The 26,470-nt window shown below is 55.9% G+C and carries 25 protein-coding genes, 7 tRNA genes, 2 pseudogenes and 1 riboswitch; of the genes and pseudogenes, 27 read left to right on the top strand and 7 right to left on the bottom strand.

What is annotated here, in order from left to right; all coding sequences use genetic code 11:
• The first annotated feature begins 84 nt into the window (after positions 1-84).
• The 3 genes and pseudogenes from ACTHO6_RS09100 to ACTHO6_RS09090 all read left to right on the top strand — a co-directional run bounded on the left by ACTHO6_RS09100 (position 85) and on the right by ACTHO6_RS09090 (position 3,865).
• Complete coding sequence (locus tag ACTHO6_RS09100) at positions 85-882, top strand: HAD family hydrolase (RefSeq protein ID WP_440241218.1); 798 nt, start codon at positions 85-87, stop codon at positions 880-882.
• A 245-nt stretch (positions 883-1,127) separates the two neighbouring features.
• Positions 1,128-2,610 (top strand): annotated as a pseudogene (locus tag ACTHO6_RS09095) (N-6 DNA methylase).
• A complete protein-coding gene (locus ACTHO6_RS09090; protein WP_440241217.1) occupies positions 2,603-3,865 on the top strand; it encodes a restriction endonuclease subunit S in 1,263 nt (420 codons plus the stop codon). The pseudogene ACTHO6_RS09095 and the gene ACTHO6_RS09090 overlap by 8 nt, the downstream one beginning before the upstream one ends.
• 7 nt (positions 3,866-3,872) lie before the next feature.
• Here the strand turns inward: ACTHO6_RS09090 and ACTHO6_RS09085 are convergent, their stop codons facing one another.
• Positions 3,873-5,195, bottom strand: coding sequence for a flavin monoamine oxidase family protein (locus tag ACTHO6_RS09085; protein ID WP_440241216.1), 1,323 nt, complete (start codon positions 5,193-5,195; stop codon positions 3,873-3,875).
• Between the two features lie 176 nt (positions 5,196-5,371).
• Between ACTHO6_RS09085 and ACTHO6_RS09080 the strand changes: the two genes are divergently transcribed.
• Both ACTHO6_RS09080 and ACTHO6_RS09075 read left to right on the top strand, forming a co-directional pair.
• The gene (locus tag ACTHO6_RS09080) at positions 5,372-5,785 is read left to right on the top strand and encodes a hypothetical protein (RefSeq protein WP_440241215.1); all 414 of its coding nucleotides are present in this window, start codon (positions 5,372-5,374) and stop codon (positions 5,783-5,785) included.
• A gap of 478 nt (positions 5,786-6,263) precedes the next feature.
• Positions 6,264-8,339: an endonuclease MutS2 gene (locus ACTHO6_RS09075; protein WP_440241214.1), complete on the top strand. Its 2,076-nt coding sequence runs from the start codon at positions 6,264-6,266 to the stop codon at positions 8,337-8,339.
• Here ACTHO6_RS09075 and ACTHO6_RS09070 read toward each other — a convergent pair.
• Positions 8,231-8,809 (bottom strand): GrpB family protein, encoded by a 579-nt coding sequence (locus tag ACTHO6_RS09070; protein WP_440241213.1) that lies wholly within the window; start codon positions 8,807-8,809, stop codon positions 8,231-8,233. The genes ACTHO6_RS09075 and ACTHO6_RS09070 overlap by 109 nt on opposite strands.
• 813 nt (positions 8,810-9,622) lie before the next feature.
• On the opposite strand from ACTHO6_RS09070, the gene ACTHO6_RS09065 reads away from it, so the two are divergent.
• Positions 9,623-10,555, top strand: coding sequence for a manganese-dependent inorganic pyrophosphatase (locus tag ACTHO6_RS09065; RefSeq protein WP_440241212.1), 933 nt, complete (start codon positions 9,623-9,625; stop codon positions 10,553-10,555).
• 134 nt (positions 10,556-10,689) lie between these two features.
• Here the strand turns inward: ACTHO6_RS09065 and ACTHO6_RS09060 are convergent, their stop codons facing one another.
• Positions 10,690-10,860 carry a hypothetical protein gene (locus ACTHO6_RS09060; RefSeq protein WP_440241211.1) on the bottom strand — a complete coding sequence of 57 codons (171 nt, stop codon included), beginning with the start codon at positions 10,858-10,860 and terminating at the stop codon, positions 10,690-10,692.
• A gap of 119 nt (positions 10,861-10,979) precedes the next feature.
• On the opposite strand from ACTHO6_RS09060, the gene ACTHO6_RS09055 reads away from it, so the two are divergent.
• From ACTHO6_RS09055 to ACTHO6_RS09010, 10 genes are all read left to right on the top strand, one after another.
• Positions 10,980-11,738 (top strand): MerR family transcriptional regulator, encoded by a 759-nt coding sequence (locus ACTHO6_RS09055; protein WP_440241210.1) that lies wholly within the window; start codon positions 10,980-10,982, stop codon positions 11,736-11,738.
• Positions 11,739-11,912: 174 nt separating this feature from the next.
• Positions 11,913-12,470, top strand: a complete 558-nt coding sequence (locus tag ACTHO6_RS09050; RefSeq protein WP_440241209.1) for a helix-turn-helix domain-containing protein — start codon at positions 11,913-11,915, stop codon at positions 12,468-12,470.
• 41 nt (positions 12,471-12,511) lie between these two features.
• Positions 12,512-12,997: a YbaK/EbsC family protein gene (locus ACTHO6_RS09045; RefSeq protein ID WP_440241208.1), complete on the top strand. Its 486-nt coding sequence runs from the start codon at positions 12,512-12,514 to the stop codon at positions 12,995-12,997.
• 74 nt (positions 12,998-13,071) lie between these two features.
• A complete protein-coding gene (locus ACTHO6_RS09040) occupies positions 13,072-14,019 on the top strand; it encodes an MBL fold metallo-hydrolase (RefSeq protein ID WP_440241207.1) in 948 nt (315 codons plus the stop codon).
• Between the two features lie 139 nt (positions 14,020-14,158).
• A riboswitch (cobalamin riboswitch) is annotated at positions 14,159-14,305 on the top strand.
• Between the two features lie 150 nt (positions 14,306-14,455).
• Positions 14,456-15,433, top strand: coding sequence for a helical backbone metal receptor (locus tag ACTHO6_RS09035; protein ID WP_440241206.1), 978 nt, complete (start codon positions 14,456-14,458; stop codon positions 15,431-15,433).
• A 3-nt stretch (positions 15,434-15,436) separates the two neighbouring features.
• Positions 15,437-16,474 (top strand): FecCD family ABC transporter permease, encoded by a 1,038-nt coding sequence (locus ACTHO6_RS09030; RefSeq protein ID WP_440241205.1) that lies wholly within the window; start codon positions 15,437-15,439, stop codon positions 16,472-16,474.
• Positions 16,475-16,481: 7 nt separating this feature from the next.
• Positions 16,482-17,258: an ABC transporter ATP-binding protein gene (locus ACTHO6_RS09025; RefSeq protein ID WP_440241204.1), complete on the top strand. Its 777-nt coding sequence runs from the start codon at positions 16,482-16,484 to the stop codon at positions 17,256-17,258.
• Positions 17,259-17,271: 13 nt separating this feature from the next.
• On the top strand, positions 17,272-17,841 hold the full coding sequence (cobU, locus tag ACTHO6_RS09020; protein WP_440241203.1) for a bifunctional adenosylcobinamide kinase/adenosylcobinamide-phosphate guanylyltransferase: 570 nt from the start codon (positions 17,272-17,274) through the stop codon (positions 17,839-17,841).
• 277 nt (positions 17,842-18,118) lie between these two features.
• Complete coding sequence (locus tag ACTHO6_RS09015) at positions 18,119-18,778, top strand: YitT family protein (protein ID WP_440241202.1); 660 nt, start codon at positions 18,119-18,121, stop codon at positions 18,776-18,778.
• Positions 18,779-18,957: 179 nt separating this feature from the next.
• The gene (locus ACTHO6_RS09010) at positions 18,958-19,422 is read left to right on the top strand and encodes a hypothetical protein (protein WP_440241201.1); all 465 of its coding nucleotides are present in this window, start codon (positions 18,958-18,960) and stop codon (positions 19,420-19,422) included.
• On the opposite strand, the gene ACTHO6_RS09005 is transcribed toward ACTHO6_RS09010, so the two are convergent.
• Positions 19,419-20,540 carry an N-acetylmuramoyl-L-alanine amidase gene (locus tag ACTHO6_RS09005; RefSeq protein ID WP_440241200.1) on the bottom strand — a complete coding sequence of 374 codons (1,122 nt, stop codon included), beginning with the start codon at positions 20,538-20,540 and terminating at the stop codon, positions 19,419-19,421. The two genes, ACTHO6_RS09010 and ACTHO6_RS09005, sit on opposite strands and share 4 nt — an antisense overlap.
• A gap of 359 nt (positions 20,541-20,899) precedes the next feature.
• Between ACTHO6_RS09005 and ACTHO6_RS09000 the strand changes: the two genes are divergently transcribed.
• Together ACTHO6_RS09000 and thiM are read left to right on the top strand one after the other, a co-directional pair.
• Complete coding sequence (locus tag ACTHO6_RS09000) at positions 20,900-21,406, top strand: hypothetical protein (protein WP_440241199.1); 507 nt, start codon at positions 20,900-20,902, stop codon at positions 21,404-21,406.
• Between the two features lies 1 nt (position 21,407).
• On the top strand, positions 21,408-22,220 hold the full coding sequence (gene thiM, locus ACTHO6_RS08995; RefSeq protein ID WP_440241198.1) for a hydroxyethylthiazole kinase: 813 nt from the start codon (positions 21,408-21,410) through the stop codon (positions 22,218-22,220).
• 203 nt (positions 22,221-22,423) lie between these two features.
• On the opposite strand, the gene ACTHO6_RS08990 is transcribed toward thiM, so the two are convergent.
• The gene (locus ACTHO6_RS08990) at positions 22,424-22,627 is read right to left on the bottom strand and encodes a hypothetical protein (RefSeq protein WP_440241197.1); all 204 of its coding nucleotides are present in this window, start codon (positions 22,625-22,627) and stop codon (positions 22,424-22,426) included.
• Between the two features lie 118 nt (positions 22,628-22,745).
• On the opposite strand from ACTHO6_RS08990, the gene ACTHO6_RS08985 reads away from it, so the two are divergent.
• Positions 22,746-22,919, top strand: coding sequence for a hypothetical protein (locus ACTHO6_RS08985; protein ID WP_440241234.1), 174 nt, complete (start codon positions 22,746-22,748; stop codon positions 22,917-22,919).
• A 35-nt stretch (positions 22,920-22,954) separates the two neighbouring features.
• Here ACTHO6_RS08985 and ACTHO6_RS08980 read toward each other — a convergent pair.
• A pseudogene (locus ACTHO6_RS08980) lies at positions 22,955-23,050 on the bottom strand (phospholipase A2 family protein); the annotation flags it as partial.
• 231 nt (positions 23,051-23,281) lie between these two features.
• Here ACTHO6_RS08980 and ACTHO6_RS08975 point away from each other — a divergent pair.
• The 7 genes from ACTHO6_RS08975 to ACTHO6_RS08945 all read left to right on the top strand — a co-directional run bounded on the left by ACTHO6_RS08975 (position 23,282) and on the right by ACTHO6_RS08945 (position 24,139).
• Positions 23,282-23,374, top strand: a tRNA-Ser gene (locus ACTHO6_RS08975).
• Between the two features lie 4 nt (positions 23,375-23,378).
• Positions 23,379-23,452 (top strand) — tRNA-Glu (locus tag ACTHO6_RS08970).
• A 105-nt stretch (positions 23,453-23,557) separates the two neighbouring features.
• A tRNA-Val gene (locus ACTHO6_RS08965) sits at positions 23,558-23,633 on the top strand.
• Positions 23,634-23,643: 10 nt separating this feature from the next.
• A tRNA-Leu gene (locus ACTHO6_RS08960) sits at positions 23,644-23,730 on the top strand.
• 157 nt (positions 23,731-23,887) lie between these two features.
• Positions 23,888-23,961, top strand: a tRNA-Gly gene (locus ACTHO6_RS08955).
• An 8-nt stretch (positions 23,962-23,969) separates the two neighbouring features.
• Positions 23,970-24,046: transfer RNA gene (locus tag ACTHO6_RS08950), tRNA-Met, on the top strand.
• A gap of 17 nt (positions 24,047-24,063) precedes the next feature.
• A tRNA-His gene (locus ACTHO6_RS08945) sits at positions 24,064-24,139 on the top strand.
• 244 nt (positions 24,140-24,383) lie between these two features.
• On the opposite strand, the gene ACTHO6_RS08940 is transcribed toward ACTHO6_RS08945, so the two are convergent.
• Positions 24,384-25,292 carry an EamA family transporter gene (locus tag ACTHO6_RS08940; protein ID WP_440241196.1) on the bottom strand — a complete coding sequence of 303 codons (909 nt, stop codon included), beginning with the start codon at positions 25,290-25,292 and terminating at the stop codon, positions 24,384-24,386.
• A gap of 263 nt (positions 25,293-25,555) precedes the next feature.
• Between ACTHO6_RS08940 and rarD the strand changes: the two genes are divergently transcribed.
• A complete protein-coding gene (gene rarD, locus ACTHO6_RS08935) occupies positions 25,556-26,464 on the top strand; it encodes an EamA family transporter RarD (RefSeq protein ID WP_440241195.1) in 909 nt (302 codons plus the stop codon).
• Positions 26,465-26,470: the final 6 nt, after the last annotated feature.

The raw sequence follows: 26,470 nt of genomic DNA, 5'->3' as shown, positions 1-26,470 counted from the left end.
GCAGAACGCTGTTGATAAAAGAGCAGATTTCCGTAATCATAGAGGAAGAGAGAGATGACGAGGAGAAAAAGGGGAATCAGACTGATGGCGATCAAGGCAATTTTATTTGATTTGGATGATACATTGTTGTGGGATGAGCGCAGTGTGAAAGAGGCGTTTTGGGCGACCTGTACGGAAGCGGCCAAGTATTACAAGCTGGATGCGGAGCGCCTGGAGGCCGCGGTCTGCCAGGAAGCTCGGGCTTTGTATGAAGCCTTCGAAGCGTTCCCCTTTGCGAAGATGATCGGCATTAATCCGTTTGAAGGACTGTGGGGGCAATTTACGGAAGGAAAGCAAGAGGAGTTTCGCCAGCTGCAAGCTTTCGTCCCCACGTACCGGAAGGAGGCGTGGACGCGCGGTTTGCGCTCGCTTGGCATCGAGGACGAGGAGCTTGGCTACAAACTGGGGGAGATGTTTGTCGCGGAGCGGAGAAGCCGTCCGATCGTCTATGAAGAAACGTTCGAGGTGCTCGACCAGCTGAAGGGCACATACAAGCTGCTGCTGCTTACAAACGGCTCCCCTGATCTGCAAAAGGAAAAGCTGGCAGGCGTGCCGAACCTCGCTGCCTATTTTGACCATATCGTGATTTCGGGTGATTTCGGCCGGGGCAAGCCGGCGGCAGAGATTTTCGAACACGCCATGAGTCTCTTGGGCATCACGGCGGAGGAAGGCGTCATGATCGGGGACAAGCTGACGACGGACATTCAGGGCTCAAACGCGGTCGGCATGCGCAACATGTGGATCAACCGACATGGCTTGACGCCGGAAGATGATATTGTCCCTACCTGTGTCATTACGAGCTTGCGAGACATTCAGGCGAGGATGAAGTCGCTGGAAGACTAGCCAGTAGACGAACGGTATGGCCGTCAACTGGATTACGGGGGCCAAAAAACATGTCAGAGCCACTATTTGCGAATAGTGGTTTTTCTGCTTGGGATCGGGATGCCGCCACCTCTTGTCCCCCTGCTATCATAGAAAAAAAGGCATACCTCCTACATAATGAAACGAGGGGTCCGGACGGTCCGAACAGGGGACGGAAGCCCAGGAAAAAATCGTACGCAAAAGAATGGGACAAAGAGGAGGGCATCATGGCCAAGATCACGCTGCCGCAGCTGGAATCCCATCTGTGGGAATCGGCCAATATCTTGCGCGGGAGCATTGACTCCGCTGACTATAAAAACTATATTTTCGGGTTGTTGTTTCTCAAGCGAATGCACGATGTTTTCAGCGAAGCCGAGCGGCATTCCCCCAAACGGGGAGGCGACGAGGGCGGAACATCCGCTCGTGACGTTCCCCCTTTTTTCGTCCCGGAACATTCTCGCTGGCAGAGACTTCAGATGCTGACAGAAGGAATCGGAGAAGCGATCAACGAGGCGTTTGCCGTGCTTGAAGCGGAGAATCCCATGCTGCGTGGCGTGTTTGCCACAATCGACTTCAGCGACAAGGAAAGGCTGCCGGACAAGCTTTTGCAGCAGTTGATCCGGCATTTCTCCGCGATCGACCTTGGCAACGACAACTTGTCGGAACCGGATATTCTGGGACGAGCGTATGAGTACCTACTCCGGCAGTTTGCCGCCGATGCAGGGAAAAAAGGGGGGGGAATTTTACACGCCGAGCAAGGTCGTGGAATTGATCGTGAAGCTGATTAAGCCGGAGGAAGGCATGCGCGTGTGCGACCCGACGGCTGGCTCCGGCGGCATGCTGATTCAGGCGGCTGGCTATATCAAGGCACAGGGCGGCAACCCGCAGCGCATCACGCTGCACGGCCAGGAGCGCAACCTCCAGACATGGGCGATTTGCAAGATGAATTTGCTGCTGCACGGCCTATGTGATCATCGGATCGAAAAAGGCGACACCATCCGCGAGCCGAAGCTGGTCGAGCAGGATGAACTCATTTTGTACGATCGCGTCATCGCCAACCCGCCCTTTAGCCTGAGCAACTGGGGGCTGGAAGAGGCACGGACAGACACGCTTGCCCGGTTTCGCTTTGGACTGCCGCCGAAAGACAAGGGCGATCTCGCTTTTGTGCAGCACATGGTGGCGACACTTCGTCCAAACGGCAAGGCGGGCGTAGTCGTGCCAAACGGGGTGCTGTTTCGCAGCGGAGCGGAGGCGGCCATCCGCCGAGGGTTGCTGGAGGAAGATTTGGTGGAAGCGGTGATTGGCTTGCCGCCCAACCTTTTTTACGGAACGGGAATTCCTGCCTGCATCTTGATTTTGAACCGCAACAAAGAGGCGTTCAAAAAGCAGAGAGTGTTTTTCTTGCATGGCGCAGGCGGCTATGAGGAGGGAAAAAACCAAAACTTCCTGCGCGACGCCGATGTGCAGGACATCGTGTCCGCCTATGAAAAGTGGGAAGCAGTCGACAGGTACTGCCGGGTGGTCGAGCATAGCGAGATTCAGGCCAACGACTACAACCTGAACCTGGCCCGCTACATCGACTTGTCTGAGCAGGAAGCCCAGATTGACGTAGGAGCGGCACTGGCCAAGCTGCGCGTGCTGGAGGCAGAGCGCAGCGAGATGGAGGGAAAAATGCTCCGTTTCTTGAAGGAGTTGGGGTACGATGTCTGAATGGAAAACAGCGCCGCTCGGTTTGGCCGTGCGCGTGCAAGGCGGCTATCCTTTTTCCTCCGCCGCGTTTGTGGACGAAGGGACTCCCGTCGTCCGGATGAGCAACATGAAAAACGGCCGTCTGGACTTGTCGCAGGCCAAATGTCTCCCTGAAACGACGCTCGACAAGTACCGGGCGTTTTTGCTCCAGCCGGGCGATCTGTTGCTCGGTATGTCTGGCAGTATTGAAAATTTCGCCGAAGTTCACGAAGCCGATCTGCCCGCGCTTTTGAATCAGCGGGTCGGGAGATTGCAAGTCAGGGACGACTTGCTCGTACATAGAGAGTATTTGAAATTCGTGGTGACCTCCAAAGGGTTTCGCGACCGGGTTCTGACCATGGCAGCAGGCGTGGCGCAGCTCAATATCAGCGCGAAACAGCTGGAGTCCATCCCGATTTGCTATCCGTCCCTGTGGGAGCAAAGAAAAATAGCGGCCATTCTCACCTCCGTGGATGCCGTCATCGAGAAGACCGAAGCGATTGTCGCGCAGATACAGGTCATCCAAAAGGGCTTGATGCACGAGCTTTTTACAAAAGGAATCGGACACACGGCGTTTGTCCAGACGGACCAGGGAACGATTCCAAAGGGTTGGTCGTTCGTCCGGTTGAAGGAGATTGCCAAGGTCCAGGGCGGAAAACGAGTGCCAAAAGGCAGCAGACTGGTCGACACCGTTACTCCCTATCCGTATATACGGGTATCCGATTTGGGCGGCTATACCGTGCAACAGGAGCAGCTCAAATACGCAACCGAAGAGATTTACAACAAAATCAAGCGGTACACCATCTCCAGGTACGATCTGTACCTGTCGATTGCGGGGATTTATTTAGGGGCGGCGGGCAGAGTCCCCGACGCGCTCGACGGAGCCCTGCTGACGGAAAACGCTGCCAAGATTACGCCGACCAGCGACCGGATTGATCTCGACTATCTCATGTTTGCCCTCAGCTCGGATTTTTGCCAGCGACAGATTGCGGTGCTGAAAGGAGTGACAGGCGTGCCGAAGCTTGGCTTGAAGCGCGTGGAGGCCATCCTGATCCCGCTTCCTCCCCTGGAGGAGCAGCACAAAATCGTGGCGGGGATCAAAAGCATTCTCTGCAAACGCACGGTCGAGGAGGCGAAGCTTCAACAGCTGCGGGCCATGAAAAAAGCGCTGATGCAACTGCTTTTGACAGGCAGCATGCGAGTGAAATCGGACGAAGCGGCGGAGGAAAACGCCTGAGGAGAGATCAGGCACGCGGTGGGCGCGAGGGATGAGGCGAGTTGTGTCCTTGCACAGCGACCCGCACGCCAGACTCGATCGCGCCTTGAATCCAGCCGTGATACCGGGAAGAGGTATGCTCCCCGGCCAGAAGCACAGGACCCTCCTGGGCAGCCATAGCCATGGACAGCTCCGTTTCCTGCAAGGGCTTGAACAAGGCGAAGGCACCAGAGGTATAAGGCTGTGTCGCCCAGTTGTAGACCACGCCTGTCACAAACGTCCTGTACACTTGCTCGCCGAAGATGATAGCCAGCTGGCGCAGCGCCTGCCTGATTTGTTCGTCCTGGGACATGCTGATCCACGGCAGCGCGTCATCCTCCCATGTGTAGCTCGCCAGAATCGTTCCGCCGGGCTGCCGAAACCCATGGCTTGGATAATAGGCAAAGCGCAAGGGAAGGTCGGAGATTGTCTGTCCGCCGTACAGCCCATGCTCTTCCCAGAATCTTGTGGAAAACTGTAGACCGATTTTGGTGGAGGAGACATAGTGCAGCTGGTTAATCGCCTTCCATTTTCCAAACGAAAACAGACTCTTCGGCTCGACTTCGACAAATTGCAGGATAGAAAAGGGAACGGTGACAATCGCGATGTCTCCTTCCAGTTGAAACGAGCGAAAGGAGGCGAGGTCGATTCCGGAGATGGCGATTTTTTGCCCGTGTTGGCTGATTTTGGTCATTTTATGATGAAACAAAATGTTTTCCCGCAAAATCGGAGCAAACGATTGGGGAAGCTGGTCAAGCCCTCCGCTTATTTCATAGAAGCGGGAAGTGGGCGCGAACAGGATGAAGTCGCGCAAAATTTCCAGAAAAGACAGCTCGGGGAACCCTTCAAAGCCGCTCAACACCTTGATCTTGTCGACCGCAGCTGCCGACAGGGAGGTACCGATCGGATTGAAGCGCATAAACAGCTCCATCGAATATTTATCGTATTCCTGAATGACAAGCGGCCAGTGTTGCTCCGGATTTTGGTTGATGAAATCGAGGAGCGGTCCGATAGCCATGAGGGCAAGGGCGTCAGCGGACTTGCCTTTTTCGCTTGGCGCTACGGGAAAGCGCAGCATATCTGGTTGTTGCTCGTACAGCCAGCGCCGCGTGAACACTCTGCCTCCGAGGCGCTCCGAAGCTTCCACAATCGTCACGCGGTGCCCGGCTTGCTTCAACAGCGACCCGGCGACCAGCCCCGCCATGCCAGCGCCTACAATGAGGAACGATTTCGGCTGTTTCGTCTGCGGCAGCCCGTCGCGGATAATCGCCAGCATCTGTGATTCGGTCAGGGGGGAAGAAGTGATTTCCATTTCGTTTCTCCTTTGGTTATTTGTAAAAATAAGGTATTCCCGCGTGGGCGCAATGGTGTTTGCTTCATTCCATTTTCATCCAAATGATGATAAGCTGGAAACGAATAAGCCCGCGAGTGGACCTGGCAGCCGTATAAGCGGCTTGCGTCTGGTGGGCGAAAAGGAGGAGGGGCGCGATGGCAGAGCGCTTTCTCGCGGGAGTGATGGCCAGCTTTTTGTTTACGTTGGGCGCGGCCATTTTCTTTTTTCAGGATCGCTCCATGGTTCTTTTTGTGGCGATGTTTACATTCCCGACCGTCTTTGTATTGGGTTTGCCGCAATCGGTTGCGATCGACTGGCTCATGCGGCCTTTGCGCACGAAAAGGAGAGCGGTGGTTGTACTGTGGGAAGCGCTGCTCTATGCTGTAGCCGGAATCGTGGCGACAGTGCTGTTGCTTCGGATCGTAACTGGAGGGTGGAGATGGGCGCTTGTTTCTTTTTATGGGCTGGGGATGTCGGCTTCGCTCCTGTACTACGCATGCTTGCTCGTCCTCAGAAGGCAGGGGAAAAAGCGGGGCACCCAACTTGCTCAGGAAGCGGAGAACGAATGAGGGAACGGTTAGCCGCGATAGCTTTTCTTGACGGTGGCTGTTTGGGTGAGCTATAGTGGGAGTAACCTTATCAGGGGAGAGATGTTGATGTCGGCGGTTGTTCTTACCTAACGCAATTCCATACAAAAGGCTAGAAGCACGTTCACGAAAATTTTGCGCGTTTGGCAAAGTTTATTTGTGATGGTTACTTTCCGGCCTTGGAATTTGGTAAGAACAGCGGATATCATTGAATGCTCCAGGGGTGTTTTCCCCTAATCATTGCGCCCAAATCCGTGCTGTTGTTCAGCGCGGTTTTTTTGTGTCCTTTTTACGGCAGCCCAGCCGCTTTTTCGTAAGCGGCTTGCCGTCTGGAAGAGAGGCTGTTTTGCGCGCGTATGATTGGGGGTCACCCGTAAAAGGGCGGAGAATGACGTTTGTTCATTCTTCGTCCTTTTTTTGTTGATGAGCAAAAAAAGATGCGAAAAAGGAGCGATTCACCTTGAACGAAAAAGCATGGCAACGTCTCGAATACGACAAGATCAAAGCAGCGCTCATGGAGTACGCGGTGTCGTACGTGGGGAAAAAGCACGTCGAGCGCATGCAGCCGCTCGACTCGGCCAAAGTTCTGCGCAAAAAGCTCGACGAAACAGCGGAGGCAAAAGCATTGCTTGCGCATGGCGCGAGCGTCCCGATTCCTTCGCTCGCAGGAATCGAGCAAATGATGTCGCTGCTCGGGACCGGGTATGTATTTACGGAAGCTGATTTTTCGCACCTCCACCAGTTTCTCGTAAGCTGCGCCCAGCTCTCGAAATACATGGCGAGCAAAGCGCCAATAGCGCCGCGTGTCAGCTCGTACGCGCTGACGATGTACACGCTGAGCCGCTTGCAGACGGAGATCGAGCAGTGCATCCGGCACGGGCAGGTCGTGGATGCGGCGAGCAAAGATTTGCTGAAAATCCGCAAGCGCATCGTCGTGATGGAAGAGCGGCTGAAGCGGCAGCTCGATTCGCTCACGAACAAATACCGCTCGATCATGCAAGAGAACGTCATAAGCAAGCGCAATGGCAGGTACGTCCTGCCGATCAAAAAGGAGCATCGCAGGCAAGTGACGGGCAGTGTCGTGGACGAATCGGCGAGCGGCCAGACCGTCTACATGGAGCCGGCAGAGCTTGGCGCGGTGCAGTTCGAGCTGGCGGCGCTCAGGGCCGAGGAAGCGCGCGAGGTGACCAAGGTGCTGATGCAGCTGTCCGCTGTCGCGGAAGAATTTTCACAGGAGCTGCACGTAAATGTGGAGACGGTCGGCCTGTACGATTTTTTGTTTGCCAAGGCCAGGTACGCGCTGGCATTGGGGGCGGTGAACGTGGAGTTGAACGAGGACGGACTGATCGACGTAAAAGAAGCGCGGCATCCGCTGCTGGGTCGGCAGATGGTTCCGCTGGATGTTCAGATCGGCAAAAGCTACAAGTCGCTAATCGTTACCGGCCCGAATACGGGCGGAAAGACGTTGGCGCTCAAGACGGTCGGCCTGTTGACCGCGATGGTGCAGTCCGGCTTGCTGGTGCCGGTGAAGGAGGGCAGCCGCTTCGCTGTTTTCCGCAAGATCGCGGTAGATATCGGCGATGGGCAGAGCCTCGAGCATGCGTTGAGCACCTTTTCCGCCCATATTCAACATGTACTAGAGATTTTGCGGGTCACGGACAGCTCGACTCTCGTGCTGATCGATGAAATGGCGTCCGGCACCGATCCGGGCGAAGGGGTGGGCTTGGCGATTGCGATTCTGGAGGAGCTGCACCGAAGAGGCGCGACGGTGATCGCGACGACGCATTTTAACGAAATCAAAAAGTTTGCCGCCGCGACAGACGGTTTTCAAAATGCGCGCATGGAGTTTGACGAAGAGACGCTCCAGCCGCTCTATCGCTTGCGCATCGGCGAAGCGGGCCAAAGCTACGCGTTCGTGATCGCCACGAAGCTGGGGATTCCGCCGGAGATGATTCAGCGGGCGCGGGAGATTACGCAAACAGGCTTTGCTGGTGCGCGAAGGGGCGAGCAGGGGGCTGTGGCAGCGGCGCAAGTCAGCGAGAAGCAAGCGGTCGCGATGCGAGAAGCGGAGGTGCGCGAAGCCGGGAATCCGGCGGCTAAGACGCGAGAATCCGAGGGACAACGAGCGGCCAACCCAGCGGATAAGCTGCCAGCAACGGAGGGGCAAGCAACCGAGCAGCAATCGAGCCAAGACCAACAGCCATTGCCGCCCGCCTCCGAGATCGACGGAGAGCCACCCGCAACCAAGAAAAAACCGTTCGCCATTGGGGATTGTGTTTTCGTGTCGTATCTGGGCAGAACGGGCATTGTCTTTTCTACCGCGGACGCCAAAGGCAACGTCGGCGTCATGATCCAAAACCAGAAATTCAAAATCAACCAGAAACGGCTCGCCCTGCACATCGAGAGCAAGGAGCTGTACCCGGCGGACTACGACATGGACATCGTGTTTGAAACGAAAGAAAACCGGAAGAAACGAAAGCTGATGAGCCGCAAGCACGTGGAAGGGCTATCCATCGAGACGAAGCAGGAGGAATAAGGGAACCGCCAGCCGCTGTCGAGTGGAACAGGCAGGGGAATGAAGGGAACGGGGAGCAAACCGGGCGTTTGGCAGCCGCTTGAGAGGGCAGGTTGTGGGCTGGTCGGCATGCTGGTTTTACTCCCTTTTCCATCCGCCCAGCAGCGAGTGGAGCCATTCGAAGCTATCAGCGATGAGTCCGAGCGGTCACCCCAAAGACGCCCGGCGTATTTTTCGTGGACGCTAGTTGGCGCCACGCGCTTTCCAGGCCAGCGCCTTTCGCTCCAATGACTGGACCAGCTCATGCTTGCCTGCGACATAGCTGGCAACAGGTCGATGATCGGCTTTGCTTTCAGCCCGGGCACGGCTGTACTGCCGATGTGATGAATGTGTATGAGGTTGTCCCGGAATACCTGGCGCAGCAGCTCGGCTTCCGCGGCAAACAAGGCTTGCCAGCGCGGATCGTAGGGGCAGACTTCAACTTTTCGCATGACAGACTCCTTCCTGTACGTGAGAGGGTCGCTTCGCTTTTTGGCGTGAAAAGCCCGGACATTTGGCTAGGCGAGAAGTGTCCGGGCACGTTTTGGCTCTTTTCCAGTTATGATTTTCGGTTCGGCGACCATTCGCTAGGAGCCGAACCGAGAACTTGGCTCGGCGGTCCAGCGACTTGCACGCGCGCCGGGTTTGTCACTTCCAGCGTAATCATCGAGCTGACGACGGCGTGCATGGTCACAACCAGATACGTTCAAAAAAAGATAGCTTTCCAGATGGGGGATTCCAACGACAATCGTTTCTCCTTCTCATTTTCTCGGCGTTTTCCAACAGAAAAAGGGCAGAAACGATACGGTTACACGTGATTCACACTCTCTTTCCTGCTCGTGGCGATCGCGGCCAATGATCGCTGCTCTGGTTCTATTGTAAGGCTCGCCCGGGCTGGGAGGCAAAGTGGCCAGTTCGGCATTTTGGACGGTTTTCGGGCGGGCTGGGGTTGTTTTGCCTGAGCAGGTCGCTCGCTCATCGCGTACGTAGCCAGCGCTCGGCGGCAAACGCGCGCGTGATTGTCAGTTGTCCAGCGCACTGCCTCGCGCGGCGTGACCTTGCAAAATGGCATGGAGGTACCGTTTTTGCGGAGTACGGCGTTGTTGTCTTGCGGCAAACAGGCACAGGCTTTCATATGGTTGGTTTTCATTTTCTGGAAATCCCGTATTCCCATTCCTCCAAGCAGAACCTATAATCTTACTTGGGATTACCCGCTGGAATGTGGTATAATTTTGACGCCAATATACGACTAAGGAGTATGGATGATGGAAAAAAAGCTAATCTTCGGTCATAAAAATCCAGATACGGATTCCATTTGTTCGGCGCTCGTTTACGCTGATCTGAAAACGAAGCTCGGTGCCAACGTAGAGCCGGTTCGCCTTGGCGTCATCAACAGCGAGACAGCGTTCGTCCTGAATTACTTCCAGGCAAAAGAGCCGCGTCTCGTGGAAACAGTGGCGAACGAAGTCAATGAAGTCATTCTCGTGGACCACAACGAGCGCCAACAGAGCGCAAACGACATCGAACAGGTGCAAGTAGTCGAGGTCATTGACCATCATCGCATCGCGAACTTCGAGACAAGCAATCCGCTCTACTTCCGTGCGGAACCCGTCGGCTGCACCGCCACCATTTTGAAAAAAATGTACAAGGAAAACGGCGTGGAAATTCCAAAAGACATCGCGGGCCTGATGCTGTCCGCGATCATTTCGGACACGCTGCTGCTGAAATCCCCGACCTGCACGGAGCAAGACGTCGCTGCTGCCCATGAGCTGGCGGAAATCGCTGGAGTGGATTTGCAAGCATACGGTCTGGAGATGCTCAAGGCAGGCGCAGACTTGAGCGACAAAACGATCGCCCAACTGCTCTCCCTGGATGCAAAAGAATTCCAGATGGGCAACGCGAAAGTGGAAATCGCCCAAGTCAACGCCGTGGACGTCAACGACGTGCTGGCTCGCCAAAGCGAGCTGGAAGCGTCTATTTCCGCGATCATCGCGGAGAAAGGGCTGGATCTGTTCGTGTTCGTCGTAACCGACATCCTGAACAACGACTCTGTGGCGCTGGCGCTCGGTACGGCTACGCAAGCGGTTGAAAAGGCGTACAACGTCACGCTGGTTGACAACAAAGCCGTTCTCAAGGGAGTCGTGTCCCGCAAGAAACAGATCGTACCTGTACTGACAGATACATTCCAGGCTCTCTAAAAAGACGTGACTTCCATCCCGAAAAACACAAAGGCTGCCCGCGAAACTGTGGGCAGCTTTTTTTCTCATTCAAGATAAGGGCAACCAAAGGCTGCGCCACGTCATCGGCACAGCCTTTGGCTTTCTCATGGTGCTCAAAACGGATTGTGGTTGTGCTGGCTCAGATGGTTCATCGTCTGCTGCGCATAGGCGTCATCGGCGTAATGCCGGATTGCGTGTTTGTCTCTTGCCCGCAGGCTGATCGAGCCTGTCAAAAAGTAGGCGGCGCCGAGAACAGCCACAATAACAACGAGGGCATAGAACATGCAAACGTCCCCCTTTTCTCAATGGCTTCCCTATAGATTAACACATTTTTCCAGATGGAACAACGATTGACTTTGACGCTGCGTCAATGTGTACGATGAATGTGTCGGGAGGGATCAAGATGGAATATACGGTGCAAAAGCTGGGTCTCTTGGCGGGCGTCAGCACCCGGACGCTCCGATACTACGATGAGATTGGCCTTCTCAAGCCGGCGAGAATCAATTCATCCGGGTATCGCATTTACGGGCAGGCAGAGGTGGATCGCTTGCAGCAAATCTTGTTCTACCGCGAGCTGGGGGTGAGCTTGGAGGAGATCAAGGAAATTGTCAGCTCACCGACCTTCGACGCTGTCCAGGCGCTGCGGGAGCACCGCGCGAAGCTGCTGGACAAACGGGCGCAGCTCGACCGGCTGATCGCCAATGTCGAACTTACCTTGGCGCAACGAGAGGGGACGAAAACGATGACGGACAAACAAAAATTCGAAGGCTTCAAGCAGCAGCTGATTGACGACAACGAAAAGCAGTACGGAAAAGAAATTCGCGCCAAATACGGCGACGAGCAGGTGGAACGCTCCAACCGGAAGCTCCGGGAAATGACCGAAGAAGAGTACGCGCGGCTTGAACAGGTGAACGAAGAGCTGCACAAGACGCTGGAAGAGGCGGTTGCCACGGGAGATCCGGCCAGCGAGCTTGCCCAGAGGGCGGCCGACCTGCATCGCCAGTGGCTGAGCTTTTACTGGGACAGCTACAGCAAGGAAGCGCACGCCGGGGTGGCGCACATGTATGTGGACGACCCGCGCTTTACGGCCTACTACGAGAAAATCAAGCCAGGAGCAGCCGCATTTCTCCGGGATGCCGTCCTGATCTACACGCAAGCGTAGACAGACGGCGACTTCGAAATGGCACGATCCGCACCGTCCCCAAACCAGATGGGAAGCTTCGGTCTGGTTGGAGGCGGTGCTTTTTTCATGCCTGCTCCCCCGCTTTTCTTTCCTGTTTGTTTGCTATCATGTATAATTTGTTTGAGATTACATACAAGGCGGTGAGCGGGCAACGTGGAATCGATCCAGACAGTCATCGGAAACAATTTGGAGCTTCTGCGCAAAAAGAGAGGATTGAGTCTCGACAAGGTGGCCGAACTGACAGGCGTGAGCAAAGGCATGCTGTACCAGATAGAGCGCGGAGACTCCCAGCCTACGGTGACGACGCTGTGGAAAATAGCAACGGGCTTGCAGGTGTCCTTTTCCGCATTGCTCAAGGCTCCGGACAGCGTTGTCTCGGTCGTGTCGCTGGCGGATATTGTCCCGATTGTCGAGGACAACGGCTTGTGCAGGGCTTACTTGCAGTTTCCGTTAGATCCGCTAACGAAAATGGAGATGTTCCGCATCGAGCTGGACCCGGGCGCGAGCTATCTCTCCATGCCGCACAATGACGGCGTGTACGAGTATATCAGCGTCAGCGCCGGGCGGTTTGCCTTGAAAATCAAGGAAGAGACGTTTCGCCTCCGCGAAGGGGACGCGATTCGCTTCACGGGAAACGTCCCCCACGCGTACAGCAATGACGGCGAACAGCAAGCGGTCATCCAGGTCGTGATGTACTACGAAGAGACATGAGTGGCACGGCAGATGATAGGAGCGAAAGGAGAATGGGACAGATGCAGCCAGTAAAGGAAAGCGCGCAAAAGGTACAGGCGAAGCTGAAGGAACTCGGGTACGCCAATCAAGTCGTCGAATTGCCGGACAGCACCCGGACGGCGGCGGAAGCGGCGGCCGCGATCGGTTGCGAGGTGGCGCAGATCGCGAAATCGATCATTTTTCGGTTGCCCTCGTCAGACAAGCCGTTGCTCGTGGTCGCCAGTGGCGCTAACCGGGTTGACGAGAAGCGACTGGCAAAGCTGGTCGGAGAAAAGCCGGGCAAAGCCGATGCGGATTTTGTCCGGGAAAAAACGGGCTTTGTAATCGGCGGCGTGGCCCCTGTCGGGCATCGCGCGCCCATCGAGACGTGGATTGACGAAGACTTGTTCCGCTATGAAGTCATTTGGGCGGCGGCAGGGCATCCGAAGGCGGTATTTCAACTGACTCCCGGGCAACTGGTGCAAATGACGAACGGACAGGTCGCCTGCATCGCTTCGTGTCCATAGCGGCAAAGGGGTCTGTCGTCTCGTTGTCGAATAGATGATAAAGTGGAAATATTCCTGAAAAAGAGGAGGTACATATGAAGCCTACAGAACCGATTTCCTTGGGGCAGCGCATCCATCTGATCGACGGGTTTGATATGGGGTGGGAGCAGCGGACGGGAACGTATGTCATCGCCGAGGAAGAGCTGACGCTGGTCGAGACAGGGCCAAGCCCCTCTGTCCCGTACATACGGGAAGGGCTGCGCAAGCTCGGATTTTCCCCGGAGCAGGTGAAGTATATCATCGTGACGCACATTCACCTCGATCACGCGGGAGGAGCGGGGCTTTTTTTGCGCGAGTGCCCGCAGGCAAAAATCGTGGTGCATCCAAAAGGAGCGCGCCATCTGGCAGACCCGAGCCGGCTGATCGCGGGCGCCAGAGCAGTCTATCGCGACGATTTCGACCGTCTGTTCGATCCGATTGTCGCCGTTCCCGAAGAGCGGATGATCGTGCGCGGCGACGGAGAGACGCTGCAAATTGGCGCCCATTGTGCCCTGGAATTTTGGGACACGCCGGGACATGCCAACCACCATTTCAGCATATACGATCCTGTCAGCCGCGGCATGTTCACGGGCGATACGGCGGGCGTCTTCTACCCGCAGCTCCAAAAGGACGGCATTCACTTCGTCCTGCCGTCCACCTCGCCGAACCAGTTTGATCCGCAGGCGATGCTGCGCTCCGTGGAACGATTTGAACAGCGCGAGTTGGAGCGGATGTACTTCGGTCATTTTGGCGCGACCGACGATGTTGCCAGCGTCTACCGACAGGTGCGCGAGTGGCTTCCTGTCTTTGTCGCGGAAGGTGAGGCGGTCGTAGCCGCCGGACTCGGCGATGGCGAACTGGCGGAGCGGCTGTTCGCACGCGTCTTGGCCCATCTGCAATCGCGGGGGATCGGCGACGGGCACGAGGTGCTGGACGTGCTGCGGCTCGATTTGCAAGTATGTGCGATGGGAATTGTCGACTATTTGCAAAGGAACCGACCATAGCGGAAGAGGCCAGGCGGTGGTGTGAACAAGAAGCGCAGCCTGCGTGGCAAAGCCGTGCGGCCGGTGAAAAAGCATTCTTTTTTTGACAAAGGAATGCTATCATGGTGGATGAGTCTTAGCATGCTTGCGGGCCATGACAATGGAATACGCGCAAACAGGTGCCTTGGTCCTCACAAGGGACGAGGTGAAAAGGGAAGCCGGTGCGAATCCGGCGCGGTCCCGCCACTGTAAAGCGGCTGTCGCAAAGCTGCCAAGCCAGGAGACCTGCCTGTTTGTCTGATGTGCCTGCGCCTTCGCGGAAAGGTTCGGCCCGTTCAGGACGCTTTTGGCGTGAGCCGCCGTCATCCTGACAAGTCGACCCTTTGTTTTCCGGTTGGAAGCGAAGGGTTTTTCTTTGCTAGGAATCAACCAGTCGCACAGAAAGGAAGTCATACATATGAAACGCGCATGGAAATGGCTCATCCCGCTCGTGCTGGCCGCAAGTCTCGTCGGCTGCGGCGGCAACACCCAGACGGCACCTGCTCCGCAGGCAGAGGCGCCGCAGACTGCATCGCAGGACGCAGCTGCCAAACAGACCGTCTACCCGCTTACGGTCAAAGACGCCACGGGAAAAGAAGTAACCGTGGCCAAAGAGCCGCAACGCATCGTCTCTACCTCTCCGGCAGAGACGGAAATTTTGTTCGCGCTCGGCTTGAACGATCGGATCGTCGGCGTCTCTGACTTTGACGACTATCCGGCAGAAGCCGGCACGAAGCCGAAGGTGGGCGGAGTCGTCAAGCCGAGCGAAGAGGCGATTCTCGCCCAGTCGCCCGATCTGGTCATCGGGGGAATCTCCATGGAAAAGCCGGTTGCGGACAAGCTGAAATCGCTCGGCATGCCGGTGTACGTTACGCATCCGAAAAAGATAGATGACATCCTGAACAACATTTTGACGATGGGGGTCATCACGAACCGACAGGAGCAGGCGGAAAAAGTCGTCGCCGCCATGAAACAGGATATCGCCCGCGTCCAGGATGCCGTCAAAGCGGTAAAGCCGGAAGACAAGAAACGAGTTTACCTGGAGTTTGCGCCAGGCTGGACGGTAGGCAAAGGGGAGTTCCTGGACGAGCTGGTGACGCTGGCAGGCGGAACGAATATTGCGGCCGACACGGAGGGCTGGAATCCGATCAGCGAGGAAAAAATTTTGAAAAGCGATCCTGACGTCATTTTGTACGCCAAAGGCATTACCGATGAGAAGACAGGAGCGAAGCTGGAGGAGATCATCGCCAACCGCAACGGCTGGGATACGATGAAAGCGATCCGCGAGAAGCAAATCTTCGGGCTGGATCAAAACATTCTCGCGCGCCCGGGACCACGGATTACACAAGGCTTGATCGAGGTAGCCAAGGCGATTTATCCTGACCTGGTGAAATAAACAATGAAAAAGCAATGGCTTGTATGGGGAGGAGCGAGCAGCCTCGTGCTGCTCGTATCCGTGGTAGTCAGCATTTCGATGGGAGCGGCAGCGCTCCCTCTTTCGCAAGTATGGCTCATCCTCTTGCACCAGCTTCCCGGCATGTCAGACTGGATTCCGGCGACATGGCCGGAGTCGTCCGAGCAGATTGTGATGAAGGTGCGGTTTCCGCGCGTCGTGCTCGCAGTTCTGATCGGGGCTTGCCTGTCGCTTGCGGGCGCGGGCTTTCAAGGCGTGTTGCGCAATCCGCTTGCGGACCCGTTCACGATGGGCGTAGCATCCGGTTCGGCCGTCGGTGCGGCTTTTCTGATCCTGTTCGGCTTGCAGTTCGCCGTTCTCGGGGAGTGGAGCACGCCTGTCGTCGCCTTTTTGACCGGAATCGTCAGCTTGTGGATTGTGCTTGCGCTCGCCAAGACGCAGGGCAAGCTACAGACAGAGACGCTGATTTTGTCCGGCGTCGTCATCCAGGCATTTCTTGGTTCGCTCGTGTCCTTCATGGTGTCCTTGTCGGATCAGACCGTGAACGAGATCGTCTTCTGGCTGATGGGCAGCCTGTCGTTTCGCGGCTGGGCCTTTACATACGTACTGATTCCGTATTTGCTGATCGGTGCGCTCGTGCTGTTTGGCTATGCTCGTTCGTTGAACCTGTTTGCGCTCGGGGAGCGGCAGGCGGCGCATCTCGGCGTACATGTCGACAAGGCGAAGCTGGCCATTTTGCTGGTCTCCACGCTTTTGACTGCGGCGGCGGTTTCGATTGCGGGGATTATCGGATTTGTCGGGCTGGTCGTGCCGCATCTGGTGCGGATGCTGGTCGGCCCCGACTACCGCATTCTGCTGCCGATGGCGACGATCTGCGGCGGTGTGTACGTGCTGTGGGCCGATACGCTGGCGCGGATGCTGCTTGCTCCGACAGAAATCCCGCTCGGGGTCGTGACCGCGTTTTTGGGAGCGCCGTTTTTCGCCTATTTGCTGAAGCAGAACAAACGGATCGGAAGGAGGTAGTTTCATCGTGATTGAAGTGCGGGGCTTGCAAAAATCTTACCAGAATGTGTCTGTCCTGCGCGGGATCGAGTTTGCTGTCCGGCGGGGAGAGTTTTTTGGAATTATTGGCCCCAATGGAAGCGGAAAATCAACGCTTCTCGGCATGCTCTCCGGTGTAATTGCCGCGGATGCGGGGGAAATTCGGCTCGCCGAGAAACCGCTCGGTCGCTATACGCGCAAGGAACTGGCGCGGGTTCTCGCCGTACTCGAACAGGAAGGGCTGCCTCCGGTCGGCTTTCGGGTTCGCGAGGTGCTGGAGATGGGCCGTTTTCCGTACCAAAACTGGCTGGGCGAGGAAAAGACAGACGTCGCGCCGCTCATCGACGAGATCATGCAGCTTCTGGGGCTGACACCGCTGGCAGATCGTACGCTGGACCAACTGAGCGGAGGAGAAAAGCAGCGTGTCGCTCTGGGAAAGGCGCTCGTCCAGAAGCCGCAGCTATTGCTGCTGGACGAGCCGACTACCTATCTCGATATCGGCTACCAGATTCAGTTGATGGATATTGTGCGCCAGTGGCAAAGGACGACGCAGGTGACCGTGGTTGCGGTGCTTCATGATTTGAATCTGGCTTCGCTTTATTGCGATCGCCTGCTGATGCTGCACAAAGGGGAGCAAATCGGCGTAGGCACGCCCACAGACATGCTGCAAAGCGACCGGATCGAGGCCGTGTACGGAACGAGGCCGATCGTCATGGAGCATCCTGTGAATCACTTGCCGCAGATCATGCTGCAAGCCGGTTCGTAAGGGAGGTCATCACATGATCGTACTCGTGACAGGCGGAGCGCGCAGCGGCAAGAGCACCTTCGCGGAAACATACGCGGCTCGCCTGGGGCAGACAGGTCTTTATATCGCTACCGCGCAAGCTTTTGACGAGGAAATGCAGGAGCGGATCGCCAGGCATCGCGAGCGGCGCCAGCAAAGCGGATTCGGCTGGGAGACGATCGAGGAGCCTTATGCACTCGCGGATGTGATTCGCGCGGCAAGGCAACGGCAAGACGAGCTTGCGCAAAGACAGGCGGTCGTCGTGGTCGATTGCCTGATCGTCTGGCTGTCCAACTGGCTGATTCGCCACGAGCAAGAAAAGGCGTTCGAGCGGACGCTTGCGCAGGTCGATGCGCTGGTTTCCGCCGTGCGGGACTTTCCCGGGACGATCTTGCTTGTCACCAACGAAGTCGGGGACGGACTGGTGCCCGACTATTCGCTGGGGCGCATGTTCCGCGACTTGGCCGGCTTGATGAATCAGCGGATGGCGGCGGTGGCCGATCAGGTGTTTTTGCTCACGGCAGGCATTCCGCTGGAAATCAAAAGAAGGGCATTTCGCTTTTAGGCAGGGGAAAAGACGGTTTGCGTCGTCTTTTTCCCTTTTTTTGTGCTATAATAGATAAAAAGCAATGGAAAGGATCAGGATACCATGCGTCCCCATCGGACGATCTGGAAACGGTATGACCTCTCCTACATCTAGCTTCGTAGTAGTCGACCGTCACTTGGACGACTAGCCTACTACGAAAGCGAGGCTCTTTGTATGAGTAGCGACTTATACTTGCGATGTTCCTCCGTGGTCGGTTGGTCGTCTGTGCCAAAACCGACAAAAATGCGAGGAATCGATGATGAGGAGAGCGCTGCAATTCACTCAACGTTACGGAATGATTTTGTTTGGAGCCTGTTTGCTTGCTTTTGCGTATTATCATATCAACTATCAGAACCACTTGTCTGAAGGCGGATTCGTCGGCCTGGGGCTATTGGCCAAATACGCTTTTGACCTGTCGCCGGCGATGATGATTCTGCTTTTGGATATCCCGTTGTTTTTGGTTGCCTGGTTAGTGCGAGGGCGACAGTTCATCTGGGATACGATTTTCGCTTCCCTGGCCTTTACCGGGTTTTATGAGCTGTTCGAACAGTTTTCGCCGATTGTGATGGATTTGCGCAGCGTGATGCCACTCGCTTCCGTTTTGTCCGGGATTTTGACCGGACTCGGCACCGGGCTGGTTCTGCGCTACGGAGCCGCCACGGGCGGCGACGATATTTTGTCCCTGTTGCTGAGCAAGTACACAGGTTTGTCCATCGGTACGATTTTTCTGTTGCTGGACGCCATGGTGCTGGGCCTGTCGTTCTGGTATGTACCGATGAAGGAGATGCTGTACACCATAGTGGCTGTCGTGATCTCCAGCCAGGTCATTACCTGGACGGTGAATGCCGGTGGTGCAGGAATCGCTGTGGAGGAAGAGGCGCACGGACATGGCCGCGTCTCGCTCACACACCGATGAGGAGAAATCCAGTTGAAACGCATATCGATACCACCGTTACCACCATGCGAAAAAGGTCAAGTCGATCGGTAAACCGACTTGGCCTTTTTCCTTTTTCCTTTGTCCTGTACATAACGACCTGGGTGAGTAGTGGATACTACTTCATACGAAAAGCTGTCGGACGGAAAGGACGGGCCTGCATGAGCGATCGTTTTTTTGAAAACTACAAAGCGTTCGTGGTTCTCCCGGAAAAAGAGCGGAAAGCGGGGCCCAAAGCATTTGATCCCAGCGACTACACCCGCCATTTCGTTCTCACCTGCTCCTTGTATGATTCGCTGATTGCAAACTGGAAGGAAGCGGCCAAATTCAAAGTCGAGCCGAGGCAGGGACTGGCGCGTGTCATCGAGGCGTTTAACCGCAAGCATGGCGACGATGTTTACCTGCAAATTCTGGAAATGGAGGAGGACCAGTCCTACTTTGTGCTGGCCTTGTCCTCTGCAACAGCCGACGATCAGGAGCAGGAAGATACGAACCGGATCGTTCAGTTGCTGGAAAAAGATTTCGCCTGCGACCTGCTGATCGGGGAAACGTGGTACCAGCTCATTGGCGACAAAGGCAAATTCGAGCGCAAACTGTTTTCCTACAGCATCCTGCCGTACCGCTAGCTGCCGAAATAATCGGCGAGACCGTCCGCGATCGCTTGTGCGGCTTTTTCCTGGTAAGCGGCGGTGCGAACGAGCGCTTCGTCTTTTGGATTCGATAAAAAGCCAAGCTCCACAAGCACAGACGGCCTGTCGTTTTCGCGCAACACGTGGTAGTTGCCGAAAGATAGGCCGTTGCTCTTCAAGCCAATCCCTCCGGCCAGGCGGGACTCGATGCTGCGGGCGAGGTCGTAATCTTTGTTTTGCGCGTAAAAAAAGGTCAACGTACCGCTGTTCGGCTTTGTCGAGGAGTTGTAGTGAATGCTGACAAAGGCGTCTGCCGCTTTCGCTTCGCTGATCGCGACCCGCTGCGCGAGAGAAGGCTTTTCCGAATCGGCAGTCCGGGTCATGATGACCTGTGCCCCCCGCTGGCGCAGTTTGCTCGCCAGCAGCAAGGAGGTTTTGTGGTTCAGCGTCTTTTCTTCGGTGCCCCATTTTGTCCCGAGCGTCCCCACGTCGCTTCCTCCGTGGCCCGGATCGATGACAATCACTTTTCCCCGCAATCCCCCTGCATGGCTGCGGCTGCTGACGGCACGGCTGGCTGTTCCCTCGCGGATGTACAGGGACGATACCCAGCCTGTTTTTCCGTCGGCGGTTCTGGTCTGTAGCCAGTCCGCCTGCTTCTTGAGTATCTCAACCTGCGTGCCCAAGGCGAGCACATGAAGGATGTCGTGCTCCAGTCCAGGGCCTTTGCGCATGCGCAGGGCATCGGCCGCTACGATCCCGGTCCGTTGGCTTGCCGAAGCAGTTGGAGCGGGAGCAGGAGCTGGCGAGTCCGCCGTGCCTGCTGGGCCTTTCTGCAAATAATAGCCGGCAACCCAGCCGCTCGCCTGCTGGTATTTGATTTTGACCCAGCCATGGGAATCTTCCGAAACGACAGTAACGGCGGTGCCGTATTTCAGCGTGGCGACGACGGACGACTGGAGGGACGGTTCGCTGCGAACGTTCAGGGAATTCGCGACGACTTTTGCCTGAGAAGAAGTGGCTGCTGCTTGCGTCGGCCCCATGAGCGCGGGCCACGCCAAAAGCGCTGTCAGCACGCCCGCTCCCAGGAGCGACGCTATTTTTTGGCTTGGTTTCATGATGGCTCCCTCTGGTTTTCGATGGTCTGTCTCTCTGTGGACAATGATAAAGGGAAAAGAAATCGGCCAGTAGGGCATTTTTTCCTGATTTTTCACAGGAAAGGAATGGGGGAAAAGTCTGCGGCAAAACGCAACGTGACCGTGTACTCCTGCGTGGTTGGAACTTCTCTCTCGCATTTTCTAAAATAGGTTCGAAGGTAACATAAAGGGCACGGCTCCCCGAACCGATATCAGAAAAGAGACCACATAGGGGAGATAGGGGAACAGCTATGGCTACATACTATTACTTCACCTGCCGAAAGTGCCGGACTCGGGGAGGAGTTTTCGGCGAACAGCCTTGGGGATGGGGAAACTTTGACATGATCGAGTCCTTCAAGTTCCTGGCTCATCATATCCGCACCTGCGGAGAGGATTCCATCCGCGTCATCTCGGAAGAAGTGGACGAATACATCGATCAACTGCACGGGGAGTACAACGCCTTCCTGGAGCAGACGAAGCATATTTTTCCGCACTCGAAGGATTGGGAGTTTCTCGATCGCTGGAAGTCGCTGAAGGTAGAGGAGTTAAAGGAAAAATGGGTGGAGGAGAATCGGATTGCCCACCCGGACGACCGTTTGAAGATTTACGGCACCTTGGACGAGGTAGAGGTGTTGCGGAGAGGGGCCGGGCGCATTTCCTTCCTGGCGCGTGTGACGGATCGCGCGAAAACAACGTGGCGGCTGGTCGCGACCAGACCCGAATTGCCTGCCCTCCATCATTCCTATATCATCATAGGAGTAAGACAGGATCATCCGGAGCTGGGGGAGATTGTGGAAGTGTTCAAGATGATTCCCCAGTCGGCAGATACGAAAGAGAGGGATCGCTAGCATGAAGCTTGAGTCCATTGGCAAGCTGTTAGAAAACGTCCGAAAGAGCAACCCGCTGGTGCACAACATCACGAATGTCGTCGTGACCAACTTCACGGCCAACGGTTTGCTTGCGCTGGGAGCGTCTCCGGTCATGGCCTACGCCGAGCAGGAAGTGGCCGACATGGCCAAAATCGCAGGGGCGCTCGTCCTGAACATGGGGACCTTGAACGAACGCGAAGTAGAGGCGATGCTGATTGCCGGAAGCTCGGCCAACCGTCACCAGGTTCCTGTGCTGTTTGACCCGGTAGGTGCAGGGGCAACCCCGTATCGTACCGAAACGGCGCAAAAAATCGTGCGCGAGCTGGACGTTGCGCTCATTCGCGGAAACGCGGCGGAGATTGCCAACGTCATCGGCGAATCGTGGGAGATCAAAGGCGTGGATGCAGGCGAAGCTGGCGGAGATGTCGCCACGCTGGCAAAAGCGGCGGCGCAAAAGCTGAAAACGGTCGTCGCGATTACCGGTAAGGTCGATGTCATTTCCGACGGCAGCCGAGTGTATGCCATCCATAACGGCCATCCGATCCAGACCAAAGTGACAGGCACGGGCTGCTTGCTGACTTCCGTCATGGGCGCTTTTGCCGCTGTGGAAAAAGACGCGCTGACAGCCGGGGCTGCCGCGCTTGTGACCTATGGTGTCGCGGCGCAGATCGCCGCGCAGAAAGCGGGCGATGAGGGACCGGGCAGCTTCCAGATTCAGTTTCTCAACGCGCTGGCGGCTGTGACCGCCGACGATGTGCACCGCCTGGGCGTCATCGAGCAGCAGGGATTGTAGGCGGGAAGCGGACGCGCGGATGTACGACAACCGTGCCGATCAGAGCAACCGAGTGCCGGCCAGGCAGAGGGCTTTCGCCCTGGAAAGCTCTCTGCCTGCTGGGACGCTCGGCTGCTTGGCTTCGCTTCGCCATGCGCCGTTTCTGCCATAAAAAATCCCCTGTTTCCAGGGGACGAAAAAGATCGTGGCGATTGGGCCAAGCTTCAGGATAGATAAGTAACGGCATAGCTGTAATTTCGCAGCGTATAGGACAAGAGCTTCTTCTGGTGCTCCGAGAGCGCGAGGAATACGAATTCTACTTGATCCTGTTCAAGCGGACGGATATAAAAGCAGGAAATTCCATGACACATGATTTCTTTCTTTAACGTCAGCGCTGCACGGGCGTCGGTTCGTATATGCACTTCCACGGCCTGTAACCTCCTTGGACATTCATTAGCGTACCAAAAAAATCCAATGGAAAATCAGGAAAGTTATGGCGGATTCATGTCCAAGTTGTTACCATTTTTTGTATGAAGAATGACAATCGTGACAATTCGCAAAACAGGCTATTTCATGTCGTCCGGAATGCAGGGGGAGCGGGAAAAAAAGGCGGAAATCATGGCGGCTATCCTGCCTTTTTCCGTATTCTTGTCGATTTTGTCTTGTAAGCAACGCAAAAGCTCCTGGTCGCAGCTACAGGAAAAATACCCGCGTTTTTGATAGCAGCGATCGTGCTTTTTGCAGCAGCGGTCGATATCGTCAATCGGGGCGCCGGGTCCCGAACAGCCCGGTCCGCACCAGTTTCCGTACAAACAAGGAATTCGTCCTGAGCGCCGTCTTCTTCTGCCCACCCATCATCACTCCACATGGTCCATCGTTATTGGTAGCATATTGAAAAGACGGGGAAGTTGCTTTAGGCCATTTCCACGAAAATGGAAGCGGAAATGTGGCAAGGCAAAGCGGAGAGAGGGAGGGGGCAGGGCGCGCAGAAAAACTTTTAAAATATCCCTTGAAATCGGTTTTCGAATATGATAGATTAGTTCTTGCCCGAGCGATAGACGAACAGGGCAAACGAAAAGTATGGATGGATGTCCGAGTGGCCGAAGGAGCACGATTGGAAATCGTGTAGGCGGGGTTGACCCGTCTCGTGGGTTCAAATCCCACTCCATCCGCCATCATGGCCCGTTGGTGAAGCGGTTTAACACAGCAGCCTTTCACGCTGTCATACAGGGGTTCGAATCCCCTACGGGTCACCTACAGATCTCCAACAATGGCGTGAGGCCCCGCACAGTCCTCGGTGTTGCCCAAGCACACCCCCTGCACTTTGCGGGGCCTCGCAAGTGGTGGAGAATCGAGTTGGAGGCTTAGCTCAGCTGGGAGAGCATCTGCCTTACAAGCAGAGGGTCGGCGGTTCGATCCCGTCAGCCTCCACCATCTTCGGATTGCGGTCGTGGCGGAATTGGCAGACGCGCTAGATTCAGGTTCTAGTGGTGGCAACACCGTGGAGGTTCAAGTCCTCTCGACCGCACCATCAGGGAAACGACAGGTTCCGGTCTGCTTTTTGGGGCAGACGGGGCTTTTTGTTCACATATGGTACAATTGCCTTTGTATTCGAGGGGCAAAAGCCACTTTTGAGCCAAGCAATTCTGGCGAGGGACTGCTTGCGCAAAGGTGGAAGCGATTGTTTTGCGGGTGTAGTTCAATGGTAGAACTCCAGCCTTCCAAGCTGGTCGCGTGGGTTCGATTCCCATCACCCGCTCCATAGCGCGCGGCGGCGTAGCTCAGCTGGTTAGAGCGTTCGGTTCATACCCGAAAGGTCGGGGGTTCGATTCCCTCCGCCGCTACCAATGATTCCTCTTCCATGGCGGTCGTGGCGAAGGGGTTAACGCACCGGATTGTGGCTCCGGCATTCGTGGGTTCGAGTCCCATCGATCGCCCCATAGAAGAAACAGCACAAGCCCAGCGAGGTTCCTGCACGGACCTGGCTGGGCTTTTTGCATTCGGTTCATGGAGCGGAGCGATACCCAGCTCTTTCCCCGGCCTGAAGCGACCAGCGTCTGGTGAAGCAGCTCAGCCCTTCATGAAAAATCGTCCGCACCGGCACCTGGGCGATCGTGTACGTGCCAGATGCGGCGGAAGGAAAAAGCGTGCCGAGTCCCCGGTGGACCGACACGCCTGATTCGGCTACATTCCTTTTTTCTCCAAGACATGGGCGGGCGCGAAAAGCCTGCGCCATTTGATCTGCGGCACGCAGACGGCGGCCAGGATCAACAGAACGCCGCCCCATTGGGAAGGCGTCACGTTTTCCCGGAGGACAAAGCTGGACAAAAGCACGACGGTTGGCAGTTCGACGGCACTCAAGATCGTAGCCAGGCCGTTGCCGATGCGGGGGACGCCTACCGCCAGACAAAAGATCGGGATGACCGAGCCGAATACGGCGACGAGCAAGCCGAGCGGAAGCAGTCCGTCCATCAGCCGTCCATTGAACAAAAAGGTAGGCGGATAGACGATGGCGAGCATGACGGCTGCCATGCTGATCGTAATCGCGCTACGCAAATAAGGATTTATGCCCGGAAGGACACGTCCGCTGAAAAAAATCACCAGCGCAAACGTAGCGCCTGACAGCAGACCGCAGACCAGGCCCGGGATGCTGACATGGTGCAGGCCGCCTTCGCCAAGTCCGCTCGCCAGCACAGTCCCGCCGCCCAGCATGAGCAGCGACACCCATTTTTCTGCCGTCGGCCATTTGCGGTCGACGAGCGATTCCAGCAGCACGCCGATCCAGGTGAACTGGAACAAAAGCACGATGGCAAGCGAAGCGGACAGGCGGCTGACAGCCTGGTGGTACAATATACTGGTGGCAGCCATCATCAGACTGACGGGGGCCAGGTACAGCAAATAGCGAGGCTGAAACCGTTCCCGCGAGAAAAACAGGGCTGCTACGGTCATCAGCAAGCCGCCGAAAATCAACTGACTCCCGCTCATCTCGTAAGGGGTAAAACCAAGGGCAAACGCGTGCTTCATGAACAGGGACAGCACCCCGTAGCTGCATGCCCCGAGCAAAACGAACAAAACAGAGCGCCAGTATGTCATCGGTGAAAATTCCTTTCTTCTGACGAAACTCGGTTGAAATTATGCCTATTGTACACCACAGCTAAAAATGGTACAATGAAAAATTTAATGTTACTTCAATATATTACTGAGGTAATCAGATGTCTTGCTACAACACTGCCATGGTAATGAACGAAAGTGTCTGAAGTGCCTATGCTGGTGATGAATACATAGCCGATTGGCGACAATTCCGTTACACTACTCTATATGAGGGGCTTATGGCAAAATCGGTGGAGGAAGAAGACATGAAACAAGGGATACTTTATGCGTTTGCCGCGTATGTTGCATGGGGGATGCTCCCGCTGTACTGGAAGCTGTTTCAGTCGATGGGGGCGTGGGAGATTTTGGCTCATCGCATCGTCTGGTCGGTTCTTTTTGTCGCAATCATTATTCAGGTAACGAAACGCTGGCGGGCGATGCGGCAATCGGTATCCGGCGGCAGAATCGTTGCGGCGCTTGCCATCTGCTCCTTGCTCATCAGTGCGAACTGGCTGATCTTCATCTGGGCGGTGAACAACAACCAGGTCATGCAAACGAGCCTTGGCTACTATATGAATCCGTTGATTACGGTGCTGCTCGGCGTGATCTTTTTGAAAGAAAAATTGAATGCGGGGCAGTGGGTGGCGCTGGTCCTGGCTGCCTGCGGTGTCCTGTATATCACCTTGCAATACGGCGTCTTTCCCTGGATTGCGCTGTCGCTGGCGATCACGTTTGCGTTTTACGGCTTGGCGAAGAAGCTGGTGAAGATGGAGGCGATGATCGGGCTTGCGTGGGAGACGCTGTTCGTCGCACCGATCGCGCTCGGTTATTTGCTCATGCTCCAGGCAGACGGGACAGAGACGGCGACGACATTGGCATGGTGGCAGATGCTTTTGCTGACGCTTGCCGGAGTCGCGACAGCCATGCCGTTGTACTGGTTTGCCCAAGCCACGAAGCGCTTGCCGCTCTCGATCATCGGCTTCATCCAATATATAACTCCGACGATTACGCTGCTTACCGCGGTGTTTCTTTTTGGAGAACCCTTTACGACCGCCCATCTCATCAGCTTTTCGTGCATCTGGTCTGCACTCGTTCTGTTTACCGCAAGCTCGATGCGGAAAAAACCGGCGACTGTATCGCTCAAGTCGGAAGTGGCAATGAAAAAACAAGCGTAAGCGCGA

Source organism: Brevibacillus sp. SAFN-007a (genome assembly GCF_051967035.1).
Taxonomy (GTDB): Bacteria; Bacillota; Bacilli; order Brevibacillales; family Brevibacillaceae; genus Brevibacillus.
This window is presented reverse-complemented; position numbering and strand designations above follow the sequence as displayed.